The 18,334-nt window shown below is 63.6% G+C and carries 17 protein-coding genes; 6 read left to right on the top strand and 11 right to left on the bottom strand.

The genetic code is table 11. The annotated features are described in order from the left end of the window. Positions 1–35 precede the first annotated feature (35 nt). The 4 genes from NCR34_RS23500 to NCR34_RS23485 all read left to right on the top strand — a co-directional run bounded on the left by NCR34_RS23500 (position 36) and on the right by NCR34_RS23485 (position 2,099). Positions 36–869: a class I SAM-dependent methyltransferase gene (locus tag NCR34_RS23500; protein ID WP_248323384.1), complete on the top strand. Its 834-nt coding sequence runs from the start codon at positions 36–38 to the stop codon at positions 867–869. Further along, positions 866–1,042, top strand: a complete 177-nt coding sequence (locus NCR34_RS23495) for a hypothetical protein (RefSeq protein ID WP_248323385.1) — start codon at positions 866–868, stop codon at positions 1,040–1,042. The genes NCR34_RS23500 and NCR34_RS23495 overlap by 4 nt, the downstream gene beginning before the upstream one ends. 76 nt (positions 1,043–1,118) lie before the next feature. Beyond that, a complete protein-coding gene (locus NCR34_RS23490) occupies positions 1,119–1,256 on the top strand; it encodes a DUF3563 family protein (protein WP_248323386.1) in 138 nt (45 codons plus the stop codon). Then, positions 1,257–2,099 carry an alpha/beta fold hydrolase gene (locus NCR34_RS23485; protein WP_250501173.1) on the top strand — a complete coding sequence of 281 codons (843 nt, stop codon included), beginning with the start codon at positions 1,257–1,259 and terminating at the stop codon, positions 2,097–2,099. It begins immediately after the preceding gene. Between the two features lie 32 nt (positions 2,100–2,131). Here the strand turns inward: NCR34_RS23485 and NCR34_RS23480 are convergent, their stop codons facing one another. Genes NCR34_RS23480 through NCR34_RS23470 form a run of 3 tightly spaced genes read right to left on the bottom strand, consistent with a single transcriptional unit; the run spans position 2,132 to position 5,957 of the window. Next, entirely contained in the window at positions 2,132–4,396 is a 2,265-nt protein-coding gene (locus tag NCR34_RS23480; protein WP_248323388.1) for a xanthine dehydrogenase family protein molybdopterin-binding subunit, read from the bottom strand. Next, positions 4,393–5,403: an FAD binding domain-containing protein gene (locus tag NCR34_RS23475; RefSeq protein ID WP_250501172.1), complete on the bottom strand. Its 1,011-nt coding sequence runs from the start codon at positions 5,401–5,403 to the stop codon at positions 4,393–4,395. Before NCR34_RS23475 ends, NCR34_RS23480 begins: the two co-directional genes overlap by 4 nt. Then, complete coding sequence (locus NCR34_RS23470) at positions 5,400–5,957, bottom strand: (2Fe-2S)-binding protein (protein WP_248323390.1); 558 nt, start codon at positions 5,955–5,957, stop codon at positions 5,400–5,402. Before NCR34_RS23470 ends, NCR34_RS23475 begins: the two co-directional genes overlap by 4 nt. 205 nt (positions 5,958–6,162) lie before the next feature. On the opposite strand from NCR34_RS23470, the gene NCR34_RS23465 reads away from it, so the two are divergent. After that, positions 6,163–7,230, top strand: coding sequence for a tartrate dehydrogenase (locus NCR34_RS23465; protein ID WP_250501171.1), 1,068 nt, complete (start codon positions 6,163–6,165; stop codon positions 7,228–7,230). 104 nt (positions 7,231–7,334) lie between these two features. Here the strand turns inward: NCR34_RS23465 and NCR34_RS23460 are convergent, their stop codons facing one another. From NCR34_RS23460 to NCR34_RS23430, 7 genes are all read right to left on the bottom strand, one after another. Next, positions 7,335–8,549, bottom strand: a complete 1,215-nt coding sequence (locus NCR34_RS23460) for a right-handed parallel beta-helix repeat-containing protein (protein ID WP_248323392.1) — start codon at positions 8,547–8,549, stop codon at positions 7,335–7,337. Positions 8,550–9,609: 1,060 nt separating this feature from the next. Continuing rightward, a complete protein-coding gene (locus NCR34_RS23455) occupies positions 9,610–9,897 on the bottom strand; it encodes a DUF1330 domain-containing protein (RefSeq protein ID WP_248323393.1) in 288 nt (95 codons plus the stop codon). Between the two features lie 224 nt (positions 9,898–10,121). Continuing rightward, entirely contained in the window at positions 10,122–11,066 is a 945-nt protein-coding gene (locus tag NCR34_RS23450) for a dihydrodipicolinate synthase family protein (RefSeq protein WP_250501170.1), read from the bottom strand. A 225-nt stretch (positions 11,067–11,291) separates the two neighbouring features. Beyond that, on the bottom strand, positions 11,292–12,578 hold the full coding sequence (locus tag NCR34_RS23445) for an FAD-dependent oxidoreductase (RefSeq protein WP_250501169.1): 1,287 nt from the start codon (positions 12,576–12,578) through the stop codon (positions 11,292–11,294). After that, complete coding sequence (locus tag NCR34_RS23440) at positions 12,575–12,844, bottom strand: 2Fe-2S iron-sulfur cluster-binding protein (RefSeq protein WP_248323396.1); 270 nt, start codon at positions 12,842–12,844, stop codon at positions 12,575–12,577. The genes NCR34_RS23445 and NCR34_RS23440 overlap by 4 nt, the downstream gene beginning before the upstream one ends. Continuing rightward, on the bottom strand, positions 12,837–14,057 hold the full coding sequence (locus tag NCR34_RS23435; protein WP_248323397.1) for an NAD(P)/FAD-dependent oxidoreductase: 1,221 nt from the start codon (positions 14,055–14,057) through the stop codon (positions 12,837–12,839). The genes NCR34_RS23440 and NCR34_RS23435 overlap by 8 nt, the downstream gene beginning before the upstream one ends. Further along, positions 14,039–14,998, bottom strand: a complete 960-nt coding sequence (locus NCR34_RS23430; RefSeq protein ID WP_284506670.1) for a 4-hydroxyproline epimerase — start codon at positions 14,996–14,998, stop codon at positions 14,039–14,041. Before NCR34_RS23430 ends, NCR34_RS23435 begins: the two co-directional genes overlap by 19 nt. A gap of 296 nt (positions 14,999–15,294) precedes the next feature. Here NCR34_RS23430 and NCR34_RS23425 point away from each other — a divergent pair, with 296 nt between their 5' ends. Continuing rightward, positions 15,295–16,464 (top strand): branched-chain amino acid ABC transporter substrate-binding protein, encoded by a 1,170-nt coding sequence (locus NCR34_RS23425; RefSeq protein ID WP_371747468.1) that lies wholly within the window; start codon positions 15,295–15,297, stop codon positions 16,462–16,464. A gap of 66 nt (positions 16,465–16,530) precedes the next feature. On the opposite strand, the gene NCR34_RS23420 is transcribed toward NCR34_RS23425, so the two are convergent. Further along, positions 16,531–18,252: a dihydroxyacetone kinase family protein gene (locus tag NCR34_RS23420; RefSeq protein WP_250501168.1), complete on the bottom strand. Its 1,722-nt coding sequence runs from the start codon at positions 18,250–18,252 to the stop codon at positions 16,531–16,533. Positions 18,253–18,334: the final 82 nt, after the last annotated feature.

Below are 18,334 nucleotides of genomic sequence, written 5' to 3'. Positions count from 1 at the left end.
GCGACGCTGCCATCTTGTCTATCAGGAGCCATGTCATGTCCGCAGTCGCTACCGCATTCTCGCCCGCCGCCGATCTCGCCGCCGTCAAGGTCCGTCAGCACGCTGCCTGGTCGACGGGCAACTACGCAGTCATCGGCACTACCTTGCAGATCGTCGGAGAGCATCTTTGCGAGGCGCTCGACCTGCGCTCGGGCAGTCGCGTGCTGGATGTCGCAGCGGGTAACGGCAATGCGACGCTCGCCGCCGCGCGCCGTTATTGCGATGTCATTTCCACCGACTATGTCGCTTCGCTGCTCGATGCGGGTCGCGCACGCGCCCAAGCGGAAGGCCTCGCGGTGCACTTTCAGGAAGCAGACGCCGAGGCCTTGCCTTTCCCGGATGCATCGTTCGATGTCGTGCTATCGACGTTCGGCGTCATGTTCACGCCGAACCAGCAACAGGCGGCGAGCGAACTGCTGCGCGTGTGCCGGCCGGGCGGAAAAATCGGCCTGGCGAACTGGACGCCAGAGAGCTTCATCGGACAGGTGTTCAAGACGATGGGCCAATACATCACGCCGCCCACTGGCGTGAAGTCGCCTGCGCAGTGGGGCACCGAGACGCGCATCGCCGAATTGCTCGGAAGCGGTGCGGCGCGCATCAGCGCGGCGAAGCGTGGTTTCGTGTTCCGTTACCGGTCGGCGGAGCATTTCGTCGACGTATTCCGCAGCTATTACGGCCCGATGAACAAGGCCTTCGCCGCGCTCGAAGGCGAGCGGCAAGCCGCGTTTCTCGCTGATCTGATGGCGCTCATCGAGAGTCGCAATCGTTCCGGCGACGAGACCCTCGTCTTGCCGAGTGAATACCTCGAAGTCGTGGTGGAAAGGAAATGATCCTGCTCAAACATATGCTCGACGAAGCGCTGGACTTCGGGTTGCGCCTGCACGTGCTCGTCTCTTCGACAGAGTTGCGGCGCGAGTCCTTATGCATGGGCATGCCGTTGTTGTCGTCCGTGTGCTTCTTCACACTTCGGCTTGCGCTATCGCGGATCGGCGTCGTGGTTTGAGCGCTGCTCGGTTCGGTCCTTCGCCTCGTATGTTCGATGCGAAGGACCGCGCAAGTCTGCGTGGTTGGAGGCGATCGTGTTCATCTATCTTTTCTTGTGGCTCAAGCGGGCGCTCGATCGAGCGGAGAACAGCCGTCGCGATGCTTATCTCGCATCGGCTTCGGATATCGTCGAACTGGAGCGCCGCATGCGTGCGCTCGATATGGAGAGGTAGATGAACGATATGCGCAACGCATTCTCGAAGGAGCCGATGTCGCCGGCATCGACTGTCATCGCGCTGCATTGCTCGGGCGCGGGCGCAGCACAGTGGCGCAAGTTGAGCGAGGCGCTCGGCTCGCGCGTATCGTTCATCGCGCCCGAGCACTACGGCTGCGACAGCACGGGACCGTGGAGCGGCGAGCACGCGTTCACGCTCGCCGATGAAGCCGAAAGAACCGTCGATCTCATCGATTCGACTTGCGGCAAGGTGCATCTCATCGGGCACTCGTACGGAGGCGGCGTGGCGCTTCGCGCCGCAATGGAACGGCCGCAGCGTATCGCGAGCTTATCGCTCTACGAGCCATCGGCGTTTTATCTGCTGAAGACGATGGGCCAGCATGGCGCGCGCGCGCTCGCCGAAATCAACGCGATATCGAAGCGCACGGCCGATGGCGTGAGTTGCGGCGACTATCGGGGAGCGGCGGCATCGTTCGTCGACTATTGGGGCGGCGCGGGTGCGTGGGAGGCGCTACGGCCCTCCGTGAAAGCCGCGCTCACGCGCTGGGTGCCAAAAGCGCCGCTCGACTTTCGCGCGCTGCTCGATGAACCCACGTCCGATGCGCCCTACGCTGACTTGCGCATGCCCGTTCTCGTCATGCGCGGCGAGCACGCGCCGCTACCCACGCGTGCATTGGCCGAGCGCTTGCCGCACATGTTGCCGCGTGCGCGGCTTGCGATCGTCGCGGGCGCGGGTCATATGGGGCCGCTCACGCACGCAGAGGAAGTCAACGACGCGATCATGCGGCATATCTTCGAACCGGGATCGAAGCGTTGCGAGCAAGCGCTCAGATACGGCTAGCAAGTCGGCGCGGACTTACGCCCGCGCATCCGTCACGCGAAGAGCGTGTCGAGCGTTATCGGCAAATCCCGCACGCGCTTGCCCGTCGCGTGCCAGATTGCGTTGGCGACAGCCGCCGCCACGCCCACCACGCCGATCTCTCCCACGCCCTTCGCGCCCAGCGGATTCACCACGTCGTCGTGCTCGTCGACGAAGATCACGTCGATGTCGTGTATATCCGCGTTCACCGGAACGTGATACTCCGACAGGTTGTGGTTCATCTGCCGGCCGAGTTCGTGATCGAATTGCCCGTGCTCGTGCAGCGCCATGCTGATGCCCCACACCACGCCGCCCGACACCTGACTCGCCGCCGTCTTCGGATTCACGATGCGACCCGCCGCCACCGCGTTGACCACGCGCGTCACGCGCACGGTGCCGAGCGCCGCATCGACGCGCGCTTCGACGAACACCGCGGAGTGCGTGGCGATCGAGTACGACTGCTGCTTGTCGTGCGGCGTCACGGTCACCTGCGCATCGAGCGAGTTCAGGCCCGCGCGCGTCAGCAGTTCGCGCAGCGATAGTCGTTGCTCGGTGCCTTCGCCGCACACGACGTAATCGCCGTCGAGCCGCACCGCGTCCGGCTGCGCGCGCGCGAACGCATCGCCGCCGTGTTCCTTCGCGAGCGACGCGAGCTTGCCGCGCAGCCGCGTGCACGCCGCATGCACCGCGCTTCCGACCGACGACACGGTCCACGATCCGCCTTCGAGCGGCGCCTTCGGCAGACGGCTGTCGCCCAGACGGAAATCGACGTGTTCGAGCGGCACGCCGAGCGCATCGGCGGCGAGCTGCGTCATCACCGTATAGGTGCCCGTGCCGATGTCCGCCGTCGCGCTCGCCACGACGACTCGCCCGTCCGCTCCGATCTCCGCGAGCGCGGACGCCTCGTTCTGCATTGCGTCCCAGATGCCTGTCGCCATGCCCCAGCCGACGAGTTCGTTTCCTTCGCGCATCGAGCGCGGCGCGAGCGGACGCTTGTCCCAGCCGAAGCGTGCCGCGCCCTCTTCGAAACACTCGCGCAACGCCTTGCTGGAAAACGGCAGGTTCTTGTTACCGTCCCGCTCCGCATAGTTGATGAGCCGCAGCTTCAGCGGGTCCATGCCGAGCGCCTCGGCGAGCTCGTCCATCGCCATTTCCAGCGGAAACAGCGCCTGCGCCGCGCCCGGCGCGCGCATGTCGGCGGGCGTCGGCACGTCGAGCTTGCTCACCTTGTAGTCGAGCCGCACGTTGTCGCACGCATAGAGCTGTCCGGCCCAGTTCACCATGACGTCGCAGTAGTCCTCGTATTGCGACGTCTCGGACACCGCCTCGTGGATGATCGCCTCAAGCTTGCCGTCACGGTTCGCGGCCAGCGCGACGCGTTGCAGACTCATCGGCCGGTGCGCGAACGTGAACATCTGCTGCCGCGTCAAGACCACGCGCACGGGGCGCTTCAGATCGCGCGCGGCCATGACGGCCAGCGGCAGATGATATTGCGGACGCAAGCCCGAGCCGAACGCGCCGCCGACGAACGGCGAGACGACTTCGAGCATGTCGTCGTCAAAGCCGAAGATTTTCGTCAGATACTGCTTGGTGTTGAGCACGCCCTGCGTCTTTTCATAGACGATGAACTTGCCGGACGGCTCGGGAATGACCGTGCAGCCGTGCAACTCGATCGGGTTGTGATACTCAGCCGGCGTCGAATAGCGGCAGTCGATCTTGAACGCGGCCGCGGCCAGCGCGCCGTCGGCATCGCCGCGCGGCGGTGGCGGCGGCTCGAAGCCGCCTTTTTCGGTCGATGGCGGATAGCTGTCCGCCTCGACTTCGCGCAGATCCGTGCAGTGGCTCGTGCGCTCGTAGGTCACTTCGATCAGCGACGCCGCATGACGCGCGAGCTCATAACTTTCCGCGACGACGAGCGCGACCGGCTGGCCGCTATACCAGATGCGATCGTCCCAGAGCGGCCGAAACGGCATGCCGCCCGGCGCGGACTGGTCTTTCCACGCGGCATCGTTGAGCGGCAACTCGGGGCGATTTTCATGCGTGAGCACCATCAGCACGCCGGGCAATTCGAGCGCGCGCCGCGATTCGATCGACACGATGCGCCCGCTCGCGATGCGACTCGGAAGAACGAAGCCATAGCTCATGTCATCCGCGAAGAATTCGCCTGCGTATCGCACCTCGCCCGTCACCTTCTTTCTGCCGTCGACGCGGTTGACGGGCTTGCCGCTGAAGTGCGCGCCCTGCCGCGCAATGCGTTCCAGTTCGTTCGGAGAATTCATGATGCGTCGTCCTCTCTGCTGGCGAGGCTGATACCCGATGCCTGTTCGAAAGCGCGCTCGATGGCGCGCGCGGTCAGTTCGATCTTGAATGCGTTGCCGGGACGGCCGCGCGCGTCGCGCACCATTGCGCTCGCAAAGTCGCGCACCGTGGCGGCGTCGAGCGTCTTGCCGCGCAACGCGGCTTCGGCGTCGCGGTTGCGCCACGGCATATGGGCCACGCCGCCGAGCGCGCAACGCACTTCTTCGATGCGATTGCCGTCGAGCTTGAGCGCGAGCGCGACCGACACCAGCGCGAACGCATACGACGCGCGATCACGCACTTTCACGTAGGCGTTGTGTTGAGCGAAGCCATCGGCGGGCAAGGTGATTCCGACGATGATCTCGTCGTCGCGCAGGTTCGTGTCGATGTGCGGGGTATCGCCGGGAAGCCGGTGAAACGCGTCGAACGGGATGACGCGCTCGCCGTCGTCGCTCGCGACGCGCACGGACGCGTCGAGCGCGGCGAGCGCTACGCACATGTCAGACGGATGAACGGCGATGCAATGCTCGCTCGCGCCGAGAATGGCGTGGATGCGGTTGACGCCATTCATCGCGCCGCAGCCGCTGCCCGGCTGGCGCTTGTTGCATGGCGTGGCGGTGTCGTAGAAATAATGGCAGCGCGTGCGTTGCAGCATGTTGCCGCCGACGGTCGCGACATTGCGAATCTGCGCGGACGCGCCGGCGAGAATCGCCTTCGACAGCAGCGGATAGCGCGACTCGATGCGTTCGTCGTAGGCCACGGCGCTGTTCGTGGCGAGCGCGCCGATGTCCATGCCGCCGTCCGCGTTCGGCTCGATGCCGGTCATCGGCAGCCGGCGGATATCGACGAGCCGTTCGGGGCGCGCGACGCCTTCCCTGATCAGATCGACGAGGTTCGTGCCGCCCGCGAGAAACGCCGCCGACGGCGCGCGGTGCGCTTCGAGCGCCGCGGATACGTCGTTCGCGCGCGTGTAGGAGAAGCGGTTCATGGGCGCGCCTCCTCGTTCTGAACGGCGGTTCCTTCGACGCCTTGCCCGCCCGACGCCTGCAGAATGGCCTGCACGATGTTCGGATACGCGCCGCAGCGACAGACGTTGCCGCTCATCGCTTCGCGCACCTCGGCGGCGTCGTGGGCGTGTCCTTCCGCGAGCATGCCGACGGCCGAGCAGATTTGCCCCGGCGTGCAGTAGCCGCACTGAAAGGCGTCGCAGTCGATGAACGCCTGCTGCATCGGATGCAACGTGTCGCCGTCAGCCAGCCCTTCGATCGTGGTGATGGCCGCGCCGTCGTACGAAACGGCGAGCGCGAGACACGTATTGATGCGCTGGCCATCGACGAGCGCGGTGCACGCGCCGCATTGTCCGTGGTCGCAGCCCTTCTTCGTGCCGGTAAGCTGGCAGTGTTCGCGCAGCAGGTCGAGCAGTGTGGTCCACGGCTCGATGTCGAAACTACGCGATTCGCCGTTGATCTTCAGCGTGCAGGCGACGCGCTGCGCGTGCGGCGCGTCCGCGTCCAGCGTGGTCGCGGTCGATGAGGTGTTCATGGGATCTCCTTGCGGGAATCCCGGTGCGCAGCACGCGCCGTGCCTTGTGCCGTGTTGGCGGCGACAAGGAGTCGACGGGTAACGCCAGACCACCTGACTCAAAATGCAAGAACCGCGAGAACCCGGGTACGATCAGGCAAGCGCAGCAAATGACCCGCGCCCCGCGAACAGAAAAAACGCCCAGACAGGAAGGAGCCAGACCGAAATGTCAAAGAGCCAGTACCGCATAGCCGTGATTCCCGGCGATGGAATCGGCAAGGAAGTGATGCCCGAAGCCTTGCGCGCGCTTGATGCAGTGAGCCAACGCTTCGGCATCGCGCTGGAGTACCAGCACATCGAATGGGCAAGCTGCGATTACTACGCCGCGCACGGCCAGATGATGCCCGACGACTGGAAGGCGCAACTCGAAACCGCCGACGCGATTCTGTTCGGCGCCGTCGGCTGGCCGCAAAGCGTTCCCGATCACATCTCGCTGTGGGGGTCGCTCCTGAAGTTCCGCCGCGAGTTCGATCAATACATCAACCTGCGGCCGGCGCGTCTCTTCGACGGCGTGCCTTCGCCGCTCGCCAACCGCAAGGCCGGCGACATCGACTTCATGATCGTGCGCGAGAACACCGAAGGCGAATACTCGTCCGTCGGCGGCGTCAGTTTCGAAGGCACCGAGCGCGAGTTCGTGTCGCAAACCTCCATCTTCACGCGTCATGGTGCGGAGCGCGTGCTCAAGTTCGCGTTCGATCTCGCGCAGCAACGCGCGAAGAAGATCACGGTGGCGACCAAGAGCAATGGCATCTCCATCAGCATGCCGTGGTGGGACGCCCGCGCCGCGGAAATCGCCGCGCAGTATCCGGACGTCGCATGGGACAAGCAGCATATCGACATCTTGTGCGCGCGCTTCGTGCTGAACCCGGACCGCTTCGATGTCGTCGTCGCGACGAACCTCTTCGGCGACATTCTTTCGGACCTCGGGCCCGCGTGCACCGGCACGATCGGCATTGCGCCGTCCGCCAACATGAATCCCGAGCGCGCGTTTCCGTCGCTCTTCGAGCCCGTGCACGGCTCCGCGCCGGATATCGCGGGCAAAGGCATTGCCAATCCTATCGCGATGATCTGGTCCGCCGCGATGATGCTCGACTTCCTCGGCCAGCGCCCCGCGCACGATGCGATTCTGTCCGCCATCGAGGCCGTGCTGAAGGAAGGGCCGCACACGGGCGACCTGGGCGGCAAGGCCAGTACGAAGGAAGTCGGCGAAGCTATCGAGCAACGGCTCGGCTGACCAGGTATCGCTATTTCGTACGGGTTGCTAACTAATTCGAAACGCTTCATAGCGAACCGTTCGTTTTGTTCAGAACGGTTCGCTACGTCGCTCGATCTACGAGCTTAGCCGACCTTGGGATTCACGACCGACACCTTCGGGCCGTTGCTGTCCCACTGACTGAGATACCAGTTGCGCTTCCACACCGGGTTCGTGGTGGTGATCGCGCCCGTCACGACGCTGCCGTTCAGCCGGAGACCGCCGACCGCGAACGAATCGCTCGTGCAGGTGTCGGTATGGTTCGTGATCTGGATGTCGACGTTCTTCGCGACTGGTCCAGGGAACGCGCCGAGGTAGACCAGAATGCCGCCGCCGGTGCAACCCCGAGTCGTCGGGCTGACGATCTTGATGCCCTGGAGCACTGCGTTGTTGTCGTTCGGCTCGATGTCGAGACCATACGACGGCGCCGTGCCGGAGATGTTTTCCCACAGCGGATTCGTGAACGTGATGCCGCTGCCGGACACAATCGTCGCGCCTTGACGGCGGCAGCCGTTCGCGTGGTGGCCGCTGATCGACACGTTCGAGCTCGGCTTGTTCGAGCCGCTCTGGCTATTGCCGATGTAGATGCCGTCGCCCCAGCAGTTGATCGTAGTCGGGTTCGTGATCGTGACGCCAGTGGAGCCGTTGATCGAAATGCCCATGCCCCATTGGCCGGAGGTGGCCGAGTTCAATTCCTTACTGCCATCGAGGTACGGTGCTTCGATGTTCACGTTGCTCACGTCCCACACGCGCATCATCTGGTATCCGGTGCTGTTGTGCGACAGCAGCTTGATCGACGCGCCGGGCGCGAAGCGGATATGCGTGTTCGAGCGCAGCGTGAGGCCAGTCGCGTCGATGCGGCTCTTGCCCGTGATGAGGAGAATCTGACCGACTGAGCCGTCGATGGCAGCCTGAAGCGCCGCGCGGTCGTTGGTCGAGCCATCGCCCTTCACGCCGAACGACTTGTCTTGCAGCACGCCGGCCGTGCTGGTGTTGCTCGTGCCTTGCGAGCCGCTGCTTGCAGTGGTGCCACGCGGGTCTGCGGTGCCGAGGTTCTGCCACGGCGTCGTGCCGCTCTTGAACCAGTTGCCCGCCGTGTTGCGGCCGTAGATGGCGCCATTGAGGTAGACGAGCGTCGTGTACGCGACCGGGGAGCCGGTTCCCATCGCCGTGCCGTTGCGCACCGCATGGCCGCCGACGAGCGTCCAGACGGCGCCCGAGCTATCGGTGATGGATGCTGCGGGCGGAATAGTCGTTCCGTTCGACGACGCGGCCTTTGCGACGGCGGCGGTATCGCCCATCCCGTCGGCATTTGTTTCACTACCGCCGCCACAGGCGGCCAAGGCGGCGCTGCCTGCACCCGCCATCACGAATGACAGGAACTTTCTACGCGTAAGGGATGCGTGGAGATTGTTAGAGACGCTAATCAGGGAATTTTCGGTCTGTGCTTTGAGTAGACGATTCGACGACACGGGAAATTATTCATGTTTGCTCAAGGAGACCGGAGTGTACTGTCCGCAAACTACCGATCGGGTTTCGTGTTGTAACAGGAAGAAAGAGCAAAACCCGTTCTTTTATTCATACCGTAGGTAGAGAAAACTATTTCATTCGTCTGCTTTACGGCAAAGATCAGACCGTTTTGGCGAAATAATTCCCTTTTATTAATAAGCTTATTCAGAGTTGGTGTAACAGATTGCCCAAGTGATGTAGCTATTTCCGACTAAGAGCACAAGCGGTCGTTCTAACCCAGCGATGAGCCTTCGTTCACCGATATATCCCGTTGCCTGCCGCACGATGCGCGGGGCGATTGTTTTACCGCTTTGCACGACGAAGTAAGTGTTTGCTACAACGTCTCTCGGCATTCTGTTCCCTTGGCTAGGCGCTGAGGCGGCTAGTTACTTCTGAGCTTTGCGCGTGAATTAGGGCGTTATCGCTCGCGCACTGGCTGTTTCGATTCGTGTTCCTAACTACATGAAGCCGCTATGTGGTGCAAAACGACACCCTTCCGACCTCCGGTAAGGCGCACACACTAGCGGCACAACGCATCGGTATGCGATGCATTGAGGCGCACGAAAGCAAGAGTAGTTGGGACAGCTCGAAACGAGAAGAAGGAGAAAAGGCAGAGCTTGGGAGAAGATGGTCCGAGACGTGACTTGAAGACCGACGCGACGATAACGAATCGCAATGCGACTGCCGACATCGACGAAACGCATGCCGGAGTCAATGCCGATGCGAGCGCATCGGCACGATCTAGGACGTGAAGACTGCCGGTTGCGTTGTCGACACCGGCAGAGGTTATCGCGAGTGCGCCGTGACCGGTCGACCTGGTGGAACGAGCCAATCGGTCACTGCGGATGTGCGCTACACGCCTTCCACAAGAACGGCGCGATACCGCGCGCCTCGGAACCGATGCTGCGCAACCTCTTGATATGCCGGACTGTCGTACCATGCACGCGCGGCGTCGGTCGACGGGAACTCCACGATCACGACACCCTCGGGCGCATCGCCTTCGAGGGCTTGCTGAGGTCCGTAAGCGGCGAGAACTTTCACGGGATGACCTTGCAAGGTCTCGCCGACCTTGCTTTGATATACGTCGAGTTCCTGCTGATCTTGCGTGCTCTCTCTTGTAAAAACAATGTAAGTGGCCATGGCAATCGCTTTCGCAGTGGTGTGAAGGTGTGCACGATGATGCCACGAAAGGGGCAAAGACCTCGGTGCACAGAGCAATGTCGAGAAAGCTCGGCATGGCTCGCTTTCACGCTTCGCGCACTGCCGTGGAAACGATATGGACGCAATTAAGGCGATTGCGCGTACGTTACGGACGTCCCACGCGTTGAGCGGCCTCTTACGAAGCCGCTCTTTCCCCTGAATGCTCACGCACTGATCTCTTTCGACCAACCGGCATACCACTTCCGGAACAATTCGAATTGCGTTTCTGCATAGCGGCGTTGCGCTTCGCTGAGTGCATCGGTTTCATTGAAATGAAGCGTGTATTCCTTGTCGCCGTTGAGCACCATCAGGTATTTGTAGTACAGCACCAGATCCGTGCCTTCGTCGAATGATGAAAGCACTGCAAGCGCGCTTTCAAGTTCACGTGCCTGGCGACGCGCCGTCACGTCACCATCGCTCGCTTTGCGGCACAGATCGACGAGGTGCAAGACTTCGCGCGGCAACGCATTGCCGATGCCGGTAATCGCGCCTCGCGCGCCGCAGTTGACGAAGCCGTGAAAGACCTGCGTGTCCACGCCCACCATCAACGTGACCTTCTCGTCCTGGCTGGTGATGTTCTCCGCTGCATAGCGCATGTCCGCTGCGCCGCCGAACTCCTTGAACCCGATCAGGTTCGGGTACTTGGCCCGCAGCTCGAAGAACAGATCGGCGCGCGTGGCGAAGCCGTAGTAAGGGCTGTTATAGATGACTGCGGGAAGCGCTGGCGCCGCTTCCAGAATGGCAGAGAAATGCGCCTTCTGCGCGGCAGGCGACGCACCGCGCGACAGCACCCGCGGAATGACCATCAGGCCGCTGGCGCCGACCTTCGCCGCGTGCGCTGCATGCGATACGGCTTCCTTCGAATTCACCGCACCGGTGCCGACGATAGTCGGGACGCCGGCCTCGACGAGCCGCGCCACGCCTTCCTGACGCTGCGCTTCGCTCAGAAGGGGCCAGTCGCCCATCGATCCGCAGTACACCACTGCGTTCATGCCGAGGCCGACGAGCTCGCGCCCTTTGGAGACGAGCGCGTCGTAGTCCGGCGTGCGATCGGCCGTGCACGGCGTCATGAGCGCCGGAATGGTGCCCGTGAAGATGTTGTTGCCCATGTTGTTGCCCTCGACATTCGGTGACTATGATTCGTTGATTGAACTCGCCGATGCGACTGGCGATATGCCGCAGTATCACAAGCCAGAAGCATTCAGGCTTGCGTCGATTCCTGAAAACCAGTGACGAAATTGGCACAGCGACGTAGGGTTTGCCGATTTGCGTGCTGACGCCCGGTCGGCGAACATTGCAGGTACGCATTCGCGTTGTCTCTCCTGCCGCATCGCTCATTGCGCGTGATCGACATCGAGAGACGACTCGACCTCCAGTAACGTTGCGATGCGCGCCGGCACGAACGGCGGACGCTGCGCATCCGTCCTCCAGCCGAAACAGAACGCAGCCGCTTCACCGCAGATCTTCCCTTGACACGGTCCCATGCCGCAGCGCGTGTGCAGCTTCGCGTCGCGCCACGAGCGATACTTCGAGGCATCGCCGAAAGCGACGTCTTCGCATCGGCACAAGATGGTGCCCGGTTGGGCTAACGTGCGAAGCTCAGGATGCAACTCGAACGCCTCGTGCATGCGTCGCGCGAATTGCCGATACGCGTCGCGCGCCGCGAAGAGCGCCCGAGCGTGCTCGCGATCGCCCATCGCCGCATGCGCGGCTATGCGGCCTTCGAGCGCGGCAAGCTCCATGCCGCCCACGCCCGCGCACTCGCCCGCAGCATAGACATCGGGCACGGAAGTGGCCTGCCATTCATCCACACGTAATGCTGTTTCGAATCGTGTCTCGACAACCTCACAGCCGAGCGCGATGCCGATCTGAACGTTCGGCACGAGTCCATATGCGCAAGCTAAACGATCGCAATCGATGTTCATGTCTTCGTCGCCATGACGCACGCGCACCCGCGTCATGTGCGTCTCGCCGTGCGCTTCCGCGACGTAAGCGCCGCGATAATAAGGCGTCGCGCGCAGAGCGAAGCGCATGCGCGCCGCCTGCAACAGCTTCGCGGGCGTCTTCAACAGGCCGCTGGCGAAGCGCCGAACATGGCTTGCCGAAGCCTGCTCGACGATAGCCGCCACCGTCGCGCCGTGTTGGCGCGCCGTGATGGCCGCGGCCCAAAGAAGCGGCCCGGTGCCCGCAATCACGATACGCTGTCCCTCGACCGGCATGCCGCCCTTGATCAACGCCTGCAAGCCGCCTGCGCCCGTCACGCCCGGCAACGTCCAGCCGGGATACGGCAGAAAGCGCTCGCGCGCGCCTGTCGCGACGATCAGATTCTCGTAGCCGATCTGATAGCCGCGCGCCGCATCTTCGACGAGCAAGGTCTTACCGGGCAGCGATTGCACCACGCGCGTACCACAGAGACGAGCGATGTTCTTATGCCGAGCTAGCGCGTCGATGGCGGCGCGCGCCGGGCCTTTCGGCGCGTGTTGCGGCCCTTGCCGCCAGATCTGACCGCCGGGCAGCGCGTTATCGTCGATGATGCCGACTTGCACGCCCGCTTCTGCCGCAATACGCGCCGCATGAAGTCCAGCGGGACCCGCGCCGATGATAAGGACATCGAACTTCATCGCGCTACGCTTCCCGTCTCAACCGACATACCGTGCGCGCACAACGTCTGACAAGCGAGCCGATGCCGCACGCCATCGATCGTCACTCTGCATTCCTGGCAGATGCCCATGCCGCACAACGGACCACGGACGTCACCGCTCACCGAGCGCCGCGTGACGAAGCCCGCGCCACCTGCGGCGAGCGCCACGGCCGCCAGCACCGAACTGCCGTTCGCCACGCTCAAGGGGCGTCCATCGATATGAAGCGTCAACGATCGCTCAGACATGCACGGCTCCGTTGCTGATGCCACCTGTCACGCGGCTCGTCTGAAATCGCGACGGCAGATACGGCGTCGCGTCGATCGGCAATTGTGACGACGCGCCCGTCATTTGCGCGGCAATCAGCTTCGCGGTGGCAAGCGCCGTCGTCACGCCGAGTCCTTCGTGTCCCGTCGCAATCCACACCGGAACGTGCGCCGCATCGTCGCTAACGAACTGGGCAGCCGGGCCGATGAGCGGCAAGCCGTCGAGCGTCGCGGGCCGGAATCCGGTCCACGCGCGAATTGCATTGAGCGTCGGCAGCCGGGGAAGATACTCGCTTGCTCGCCGAAGCATGCGCGCCATGATCTCGGGCTCGATGGCCGCATCCACGTTGTCGAACTGCCGTGACGAGCCGATCAACAATTGCCCGGTCGGACGCGGCTGCACGTTGAACGCCACCGACGTACCGCTCGCGTTGTGCGCGCTCTTGATATAGCCCAGTTCGAGAATCTGATGTCGGATGGTGCCCGGATAGCGATCCGTGATGAGCAGATGCCCCTTCTTCGCCTGCATTGGCAATTCGGGCATCAAGTCGATGGCCTGCAAGCCATTCGCGACGAGCACCGCGCCCGCCGCGATGACTTCGCCGCTCGCGAGCACGACGCCTTCGCGCGTCAATCGCGCGACCGGTGCGTCTAGCCTGCAACTCACGCGGCCTCCGCCCGATGCATCGGCGATCAGCCACGCAGCGGCGGCCGGCGCGTAGACAACGGCGTCATCGGGGACGATCATGCCGCCCCTGAAACCTTCGCGCAGTTCAGGCTCAGCTTCGCGCAACTGCTGAGTATCCAGCATGTCGCATGCGATATTTTCGCTTGCGAGCGAATCGCGGCGCTCACGCGCCAGATCGAATTCTTCGTCGTCGGCAGCGACCCAGAGCGTGCCGCAACGCACGAAAGCCTGACGCTTGTCGAGACGCGGCGCGAGGTCGAGCCATAGCTGACGCGACCACGACGACAGCGCAAATTCAGCGGGCGTATCGTCCATCACGACGACGTGGCCCATGCCCGCCGCTGTCACGCCCCCGCCGATTCCCGCGCGATCGAGCACGAGCACATGCATGCCCTTGCTTGCGAGTTCGCGCGCGCATGCCGCGCCGACAATGCCCGCGCCGATCACGATCACATCCGGGCAGGCATGTCCCGAGACGGCACGCGCGTTCACGTGCGAATGCCCCACGCGAACGGATCGTCGCTGGAAAAGACGAGCTTCGCTTCGGCGTTCACATGCGCGGTTCCGCGAATGCTCGGCCGCACGCGTCCCGCCGCGTGATCGTCCATGCTTTCATAACGCGCCTCGAACACGCTGCCGACGATGCTTTCCTGCCGCCAGAGCGCGCCCGGCGCAAGCAAGCCATCGGCCGCGAGACAGGCGATCTTCGCGCTCGTGCCCGTTCCGCACGGCGAGCGGTCGTACGCCTTGCCGGGACACAGCACGAAGTTGCGGCTATCGACATCGGGCGTCGTCGAATCGGCGAACAGTTCGATATGGTCGATGACCGCGCCGCCTTCACCCGTGATGCCGTTTGCTTCGAGCGCTTCGCGGATCGCCCATGCAACGTCCGTCAGCGATTCGACGCGCGCGAAGTCAAGTGCCTGGCCATGATCGGACACGAGAAAGAACCAGTTGCCGCCCCACGCGATATCCCCATGCACGCGCCCGCGATTCGGCACGTCGAGCGGCACTTGCGTACGGTAACGGTAGGCAGGAACGTTGTGCACGGTGACGCTGAGATCGCTGTGCAGTTCCGCTTCGACGATCCCGACAGGCGTTTCTATGCGATGCACGCCGGGCTGGATGCGCCCGAGATGCGCGAGCGAAACGACGAGCCCGATAGTGCCGTGACCGCACATGCCGAGAAAGCCGACGTTATTGAAGAAGATGGCGCCCGCCGAGCACGATGGATCGTGCGGTTCGCACAACAACGCGCCAACCATGACGTCCGAGCCGCGCGGCTCATTGACGATGCCCGCGCGCACACGATCGTAGTCGCGGCGAAAAATCTCGAGGCGTTCGGGCAGCGGACCGCGACCGAGATCGGGGCCGCCTGCGATAACGAGTCGAGTCGGCTCTCCGCCGGTATGGGAGTCGACGACTTCGATGTGAGTGAGTGTTTTCATGAGGCAATGGTAAGCGCGCGCACTGCCAGCGTCTTGGCCGAACGCGTCTGCGCGAGTGATGAAATCGGCATAGCTTCGCGTGTCGCAAACACGGGTACAAACCCGACTAGTCAACGCACATAGCGCCGCTGCCGCTCGAACGCCGCGCAACTATGCGGATTTCTGCATCGCCACTGATTATTTCCCGCAAGACGCGGCGATCTTCGGCTTCGTATATTTGTGCGCGCCGTGCTTGGACGGCGCCGATGAAGCCCACAAAGAACACCACACTACGACACACGATCAAACCAAAGAGGATGCCTGAGACAATGAAAGTCGCCACTTCGTACGTATCGGCCGCGCTGGTTGCGTGCTCCACCTTCGCCAGCGCACCGTACGCGCTGGCTGCGTCGGCATCGCCGCAGAACGTCCAGATCGGCTTTGCGGCGCCGCTCACCGGCGGCCAGGGGCACTACGGCGCGGATTTTCGGAGCGGCGTCGAGCTCGCGATTGCAGACATGAATGCGACCAAGCCGGTCATCGGCGGTCAGCCCGTTCAGTTCGTGCTCAACGCGCAGGACGATCAGGCCGATCCGCGTACCGGCACCACGGTCGCTCAAAAGCTCGTGGACGATGGCGTGGTCGCTGTCATCGGCCACTACAACTCGGGCACCAGCATTCCGGCCGCGCCGATCTATGCGAAAGCGGGCATTCCCGAAGTCGCGATGGCGACCGCGCCCTCCTACACGCGGCTCGGGTTGCCGACGACGTTTCGCCTGCTGACATCCGATACGCAACTCGGCAGCGTGCTCGGCGAATACGTCGCGAAGGGCCTCAAGTTCAAGCGGCTCGCTATCGTCGATGACCGCACCGCGTACGGCCAGGGCGTTGCCGAAGAGTTCGCGAAAGCAGCCAAGGCGGCGGGCGCGACGATTGTTGATCAGGAGTACACAACAGATAAGGCCGTCGATTTTCGCGCGATCCTCACGAAGATCAAGTCCGCTGACGTCGATGCGGTCTTCTACGGCGGCGCCGATACGCAAGCCGCGCCGATGCTGAAGCAAATGCGTTCGCTCGCGATCAAGGCGGTGTTGATCGGCCCGGACATGCTTCAGTCCGAGAACCTGATCAAGATCGCAGGCGGCGCGGCGGAAGGCACGCTGGCGGCATCCGAGGGAAGTCCGCTTGCGCAGATGCCGGGCGGCAACGCGTTCGCCGAGCACTACAAGGCGCACTTCAGCAAGCCGGTGGAGCTGTACGCGCCGTATGCGTACGACGGCACCATGGCCGTTTTCAACGCAATGAAGAAAGCGGATTCCACTGATCCGCGCGTGTTCCTTACTGCGCTCAAGAGCACGAACATGAAAGGCGTGACTACGAGCGAGCTGTCGTACGACAATTACGGCGATCTGAAATACGGCGGCGTGACGGTCTATAAAGTCGCCAATGGCAAGTGGGTGCCGTTGCAAACCGTCGGCACGAAGTAACGCAAACGCGGTGGCCGCGTGCTTGGATAAGCGCGGCCACCGTTGGGTGAATGTCAGTGGGCGCGATCAGTCAGTCGTGCGTTGACCGGCACCGATATGCGGCAACAGCGCCGCGAGCCACAGCGAGACCGCCACGGCGCCTGCGTCCGGCGAACCGACGGCGCGCGTGCCCAGATAGCTTGCGCGACCCGCCTTCGGCGTCATCTGCGCGGTGTTCTGCGCGCCCTGCTGCGCTGCCGACACTGCCACTTCCCACGCCCGATGCGCGGGACTACCGGAAGTCAGCGCCTCTTCATAGGCGGACACGGCGGGAAAGAGCGCATCCAGCATCGTTCGATCGCCCGCTTTCGCGCCACCCAGATCGCTGATCGCCTCGACTGCCGCTCTGAACGCATGCGCCCAATCGAGCGCCGATGCATCGCCGATCTCTGCCAGGTGCCGCGACGCGCGCATCAGCGCGGTTGCATAGAACGGCCCCGAACTGCCCGCAATCGCGCGGCGCAGCGCCACGCTCAGCGCTGCCAGGGCGCTCGCAGGCGTGCCGAGATCGCTTTCGCTTACTTCGAGCAGGGCATGCGCGGCGCGCTTCATGCTCGCGCCGAGGTCTCCATCTCCGGCGACGGAATCGAGTTCGGTGAGCCTCGGTTCGTTTTCGATCAACGTATCCGCTACGGATTGCAGCGCCGCTTTCATCGCGCGCGTCCATTGATTCGGTTCTGCCTGCGCGGCCGCTGCGGTCGGGGACGGCTGCGCGGGACCGTCGATGCGAATGTCGCGATTGACCATGCCACCACCGGGCCATGCACGCGCCTCGGTCGGTGCATCGAGGAGATTCAGCGTTGCGTCGTCCGCCCGCAGCAGCGAGATGGAGCAGCCCGGCATGTCCAGCGCCGAGAGCAACGTCCCGGCCCATGCGCGCTCTATTTGAATGCCTCGTGCAGCAAGATTCTCGTGAGCGGCTCGCAGCACGATATCGAGCTCCATCTGCGGCGTGCCGCCGAGCCCGTTGACCAGCAACGCGACTCGCTCGCCGCTCGCGAGCGCCAGTTCATCGACGATGCTTGAAATGAGCACGTCGCAAAGCGCATCGGCGGGCAGCATCGCGGTACGCTCGACGCCTTTCTCACCGTGGATGCCGAGCCCCAATTCGATCTCGTCATCGCCGAGCGTGAAGCCCGATTTCTCCGCGCCGGGAATGGTGCAGCCATCGAGCGCGACGCCCATCGTGCCGAGATTCGCCGCTGCGTTGCGCGCGACGGACGCGACTTCTTCGAGCGTCATTCCACGGGCAGCCGCCGCGCCCGTGACCTTGTGCACGAGCACCGTCCCAGCGATGCCGCGCCGACGATCGCGTGCCGTCTCATCGCGCAAGGCAACGTCGTCGGCCACGATGACGACCTCGACCGGGATGCCCTCTGCGCGCGCCAATTCCGCAGCGAGGCCGAAATTGAGGCGATCGCCCGTGTAGTTCTTGACGATCAGTACCGCGCCGCGCGAACCGGCGGTTGCGCGGATTGCGGCGAGCACGGCGTCTGTGGACGGTGACGTGAACACTTCGCCGCAGACCGCGGCGCTCAGCATGCCCGCGCCGACGTACCCGCCATGCGCGTGTTCGTGGCCGCTGCCGCCGCCCGATATCACCGACACGGGGCGATCCGTGGCTTCGTTCTGCTCCCGTCGCACGAGCACGTTTTCAGCGCCGAGAATCGCGACGTGGGGCGCTTGCCGCGCGACGCCTTCGAGCATTTCACGCACGACGTCATGCGGGCTGTTGATCAGTTTCTTCATGGCTTTCTCTTGTGGCAGTCAACGGTGGCTCACAGTTTGCCGCATCGGACAATCCGTTGCTGCGACCGCGCGCAGTCCGCGA

The organism is Caballeronia sp. GAWG1-5s-s (assembly GCF_023631445.1).
Lineage (GTDB): Bacteria > Pseudomonadota > Gammaproteobacteria > Burkholderiales > Burkholderiaceae > Caballeronia.
Note: the sequence above shows the minus strand (reverse complement) of the source record. Positions and strands in the feature narration are given on the sequence as shown.

Bases quoted from the DNA above. Each gene is read 5' to 3' on its own strand.
- NCR34_RS23500 (WP_248323384.1), top strand. From the start codon at position 36: ATGTCCGCAGTCGCTACCGCATTCTCGCCCGCCGCCGATCTCGCCGCC.
- NCR34_RS23495 (WP_248323385.1), top strand. From the start codon at position 866: ATGATCCTGCTCAAACATATGCTCGACGAAGCGCTGGACTTCGGGTTG.
- NCR34_RS23485 (WP_250501173.1), top strand. From the start codon at position 1,257: ATGAACGATATGCGCAACGCATTCTCGAAGGAGCCGATGTCGCCGGCA.
- NCR34_RS23480 (WP_248323388.1), bottom strand. From the start codon at position 4,396: ATGAATTCTCCGAACGAACTGGAACGCATTGCGCGGCAGGGCGCGCAC.
- NCR34_RS23475 (WP_250501172.1), bottom strand. From the start codon at position 5,403: ATGAACCGCTTCTCCTACACGCGCGCGAACGACGTATCCGCGGCGCTC.
- NCR34_RS23470 (WP_248323390.1), bottom strand. From the start codon at position 5,957: ATGAACACCTCATCGACCGCGACCACGCTGGACGCGGACGCGCCGCAC.
- NCR34_RS23465 (WP_250501171.1), top strand. From the start codon at position 6,163: ATGTCAAAGAGCCAGTACCGCATAGCCGTGATTCCCGGCGATGGAATC.
- NCR34_RS23460 (WP_248323392.1), bottom strand. From the start codon at position 8,549: ATGGGCGATACCGCCGCCGTCGCAAAGGCCGCGTCGTCGAACGGAACG.
- NCR34_RS23455 (WP_248323393.1), bottom strand. From the start codon at position 9,897: ATGGCCACTTACATTGTTTTTACAAGAGAGAGCACGCAAGATCAGCAG.
- NCR34_RS23450 (WP_250501170.1), bottom strand. From the start codon at position 11,066: ATGGGCAACAACATCTTCACGGGCACCATTCCGGCGCTCATGACGCCG.
- NCR34_RS23445 (WP_250501169.1), bottom strand. From the start codon at position 12,578: ATGAAGTTCGATGTCCTTATCATCGGCGCGGGTCCCGCTGGACTTCAT.
- NCR34_RS23440 (WP_248323396.1), bottom strand. From the start codon at position 12,844: ATGTCTGAGCGATCGTTGACGCTTCATATCGATGGACGCCCCTTGAGC.
- NCR34_RS23430 (WP_284506670.1), bottom strand. From the start codon at position 14,998: ATGAAAACACTCACTCACATCGAAGTCGTCGACTCCCATACCGGCGGA.
- NCR34_RS23425 (WP_371747468.1), top strand. From the start codon at position 15,295: ATGCCTGAGACAATGAAAGTCGCCACTTCGTACGTATCGGCCGCGCTG.
- NCR34_RS23420 (WP_250501168.1), bottom strand. From the start codon at position 18,252: ATGAAGAAACTGATCAACAGCCCGCATGACGTCGTGCGTGAAATGCTC.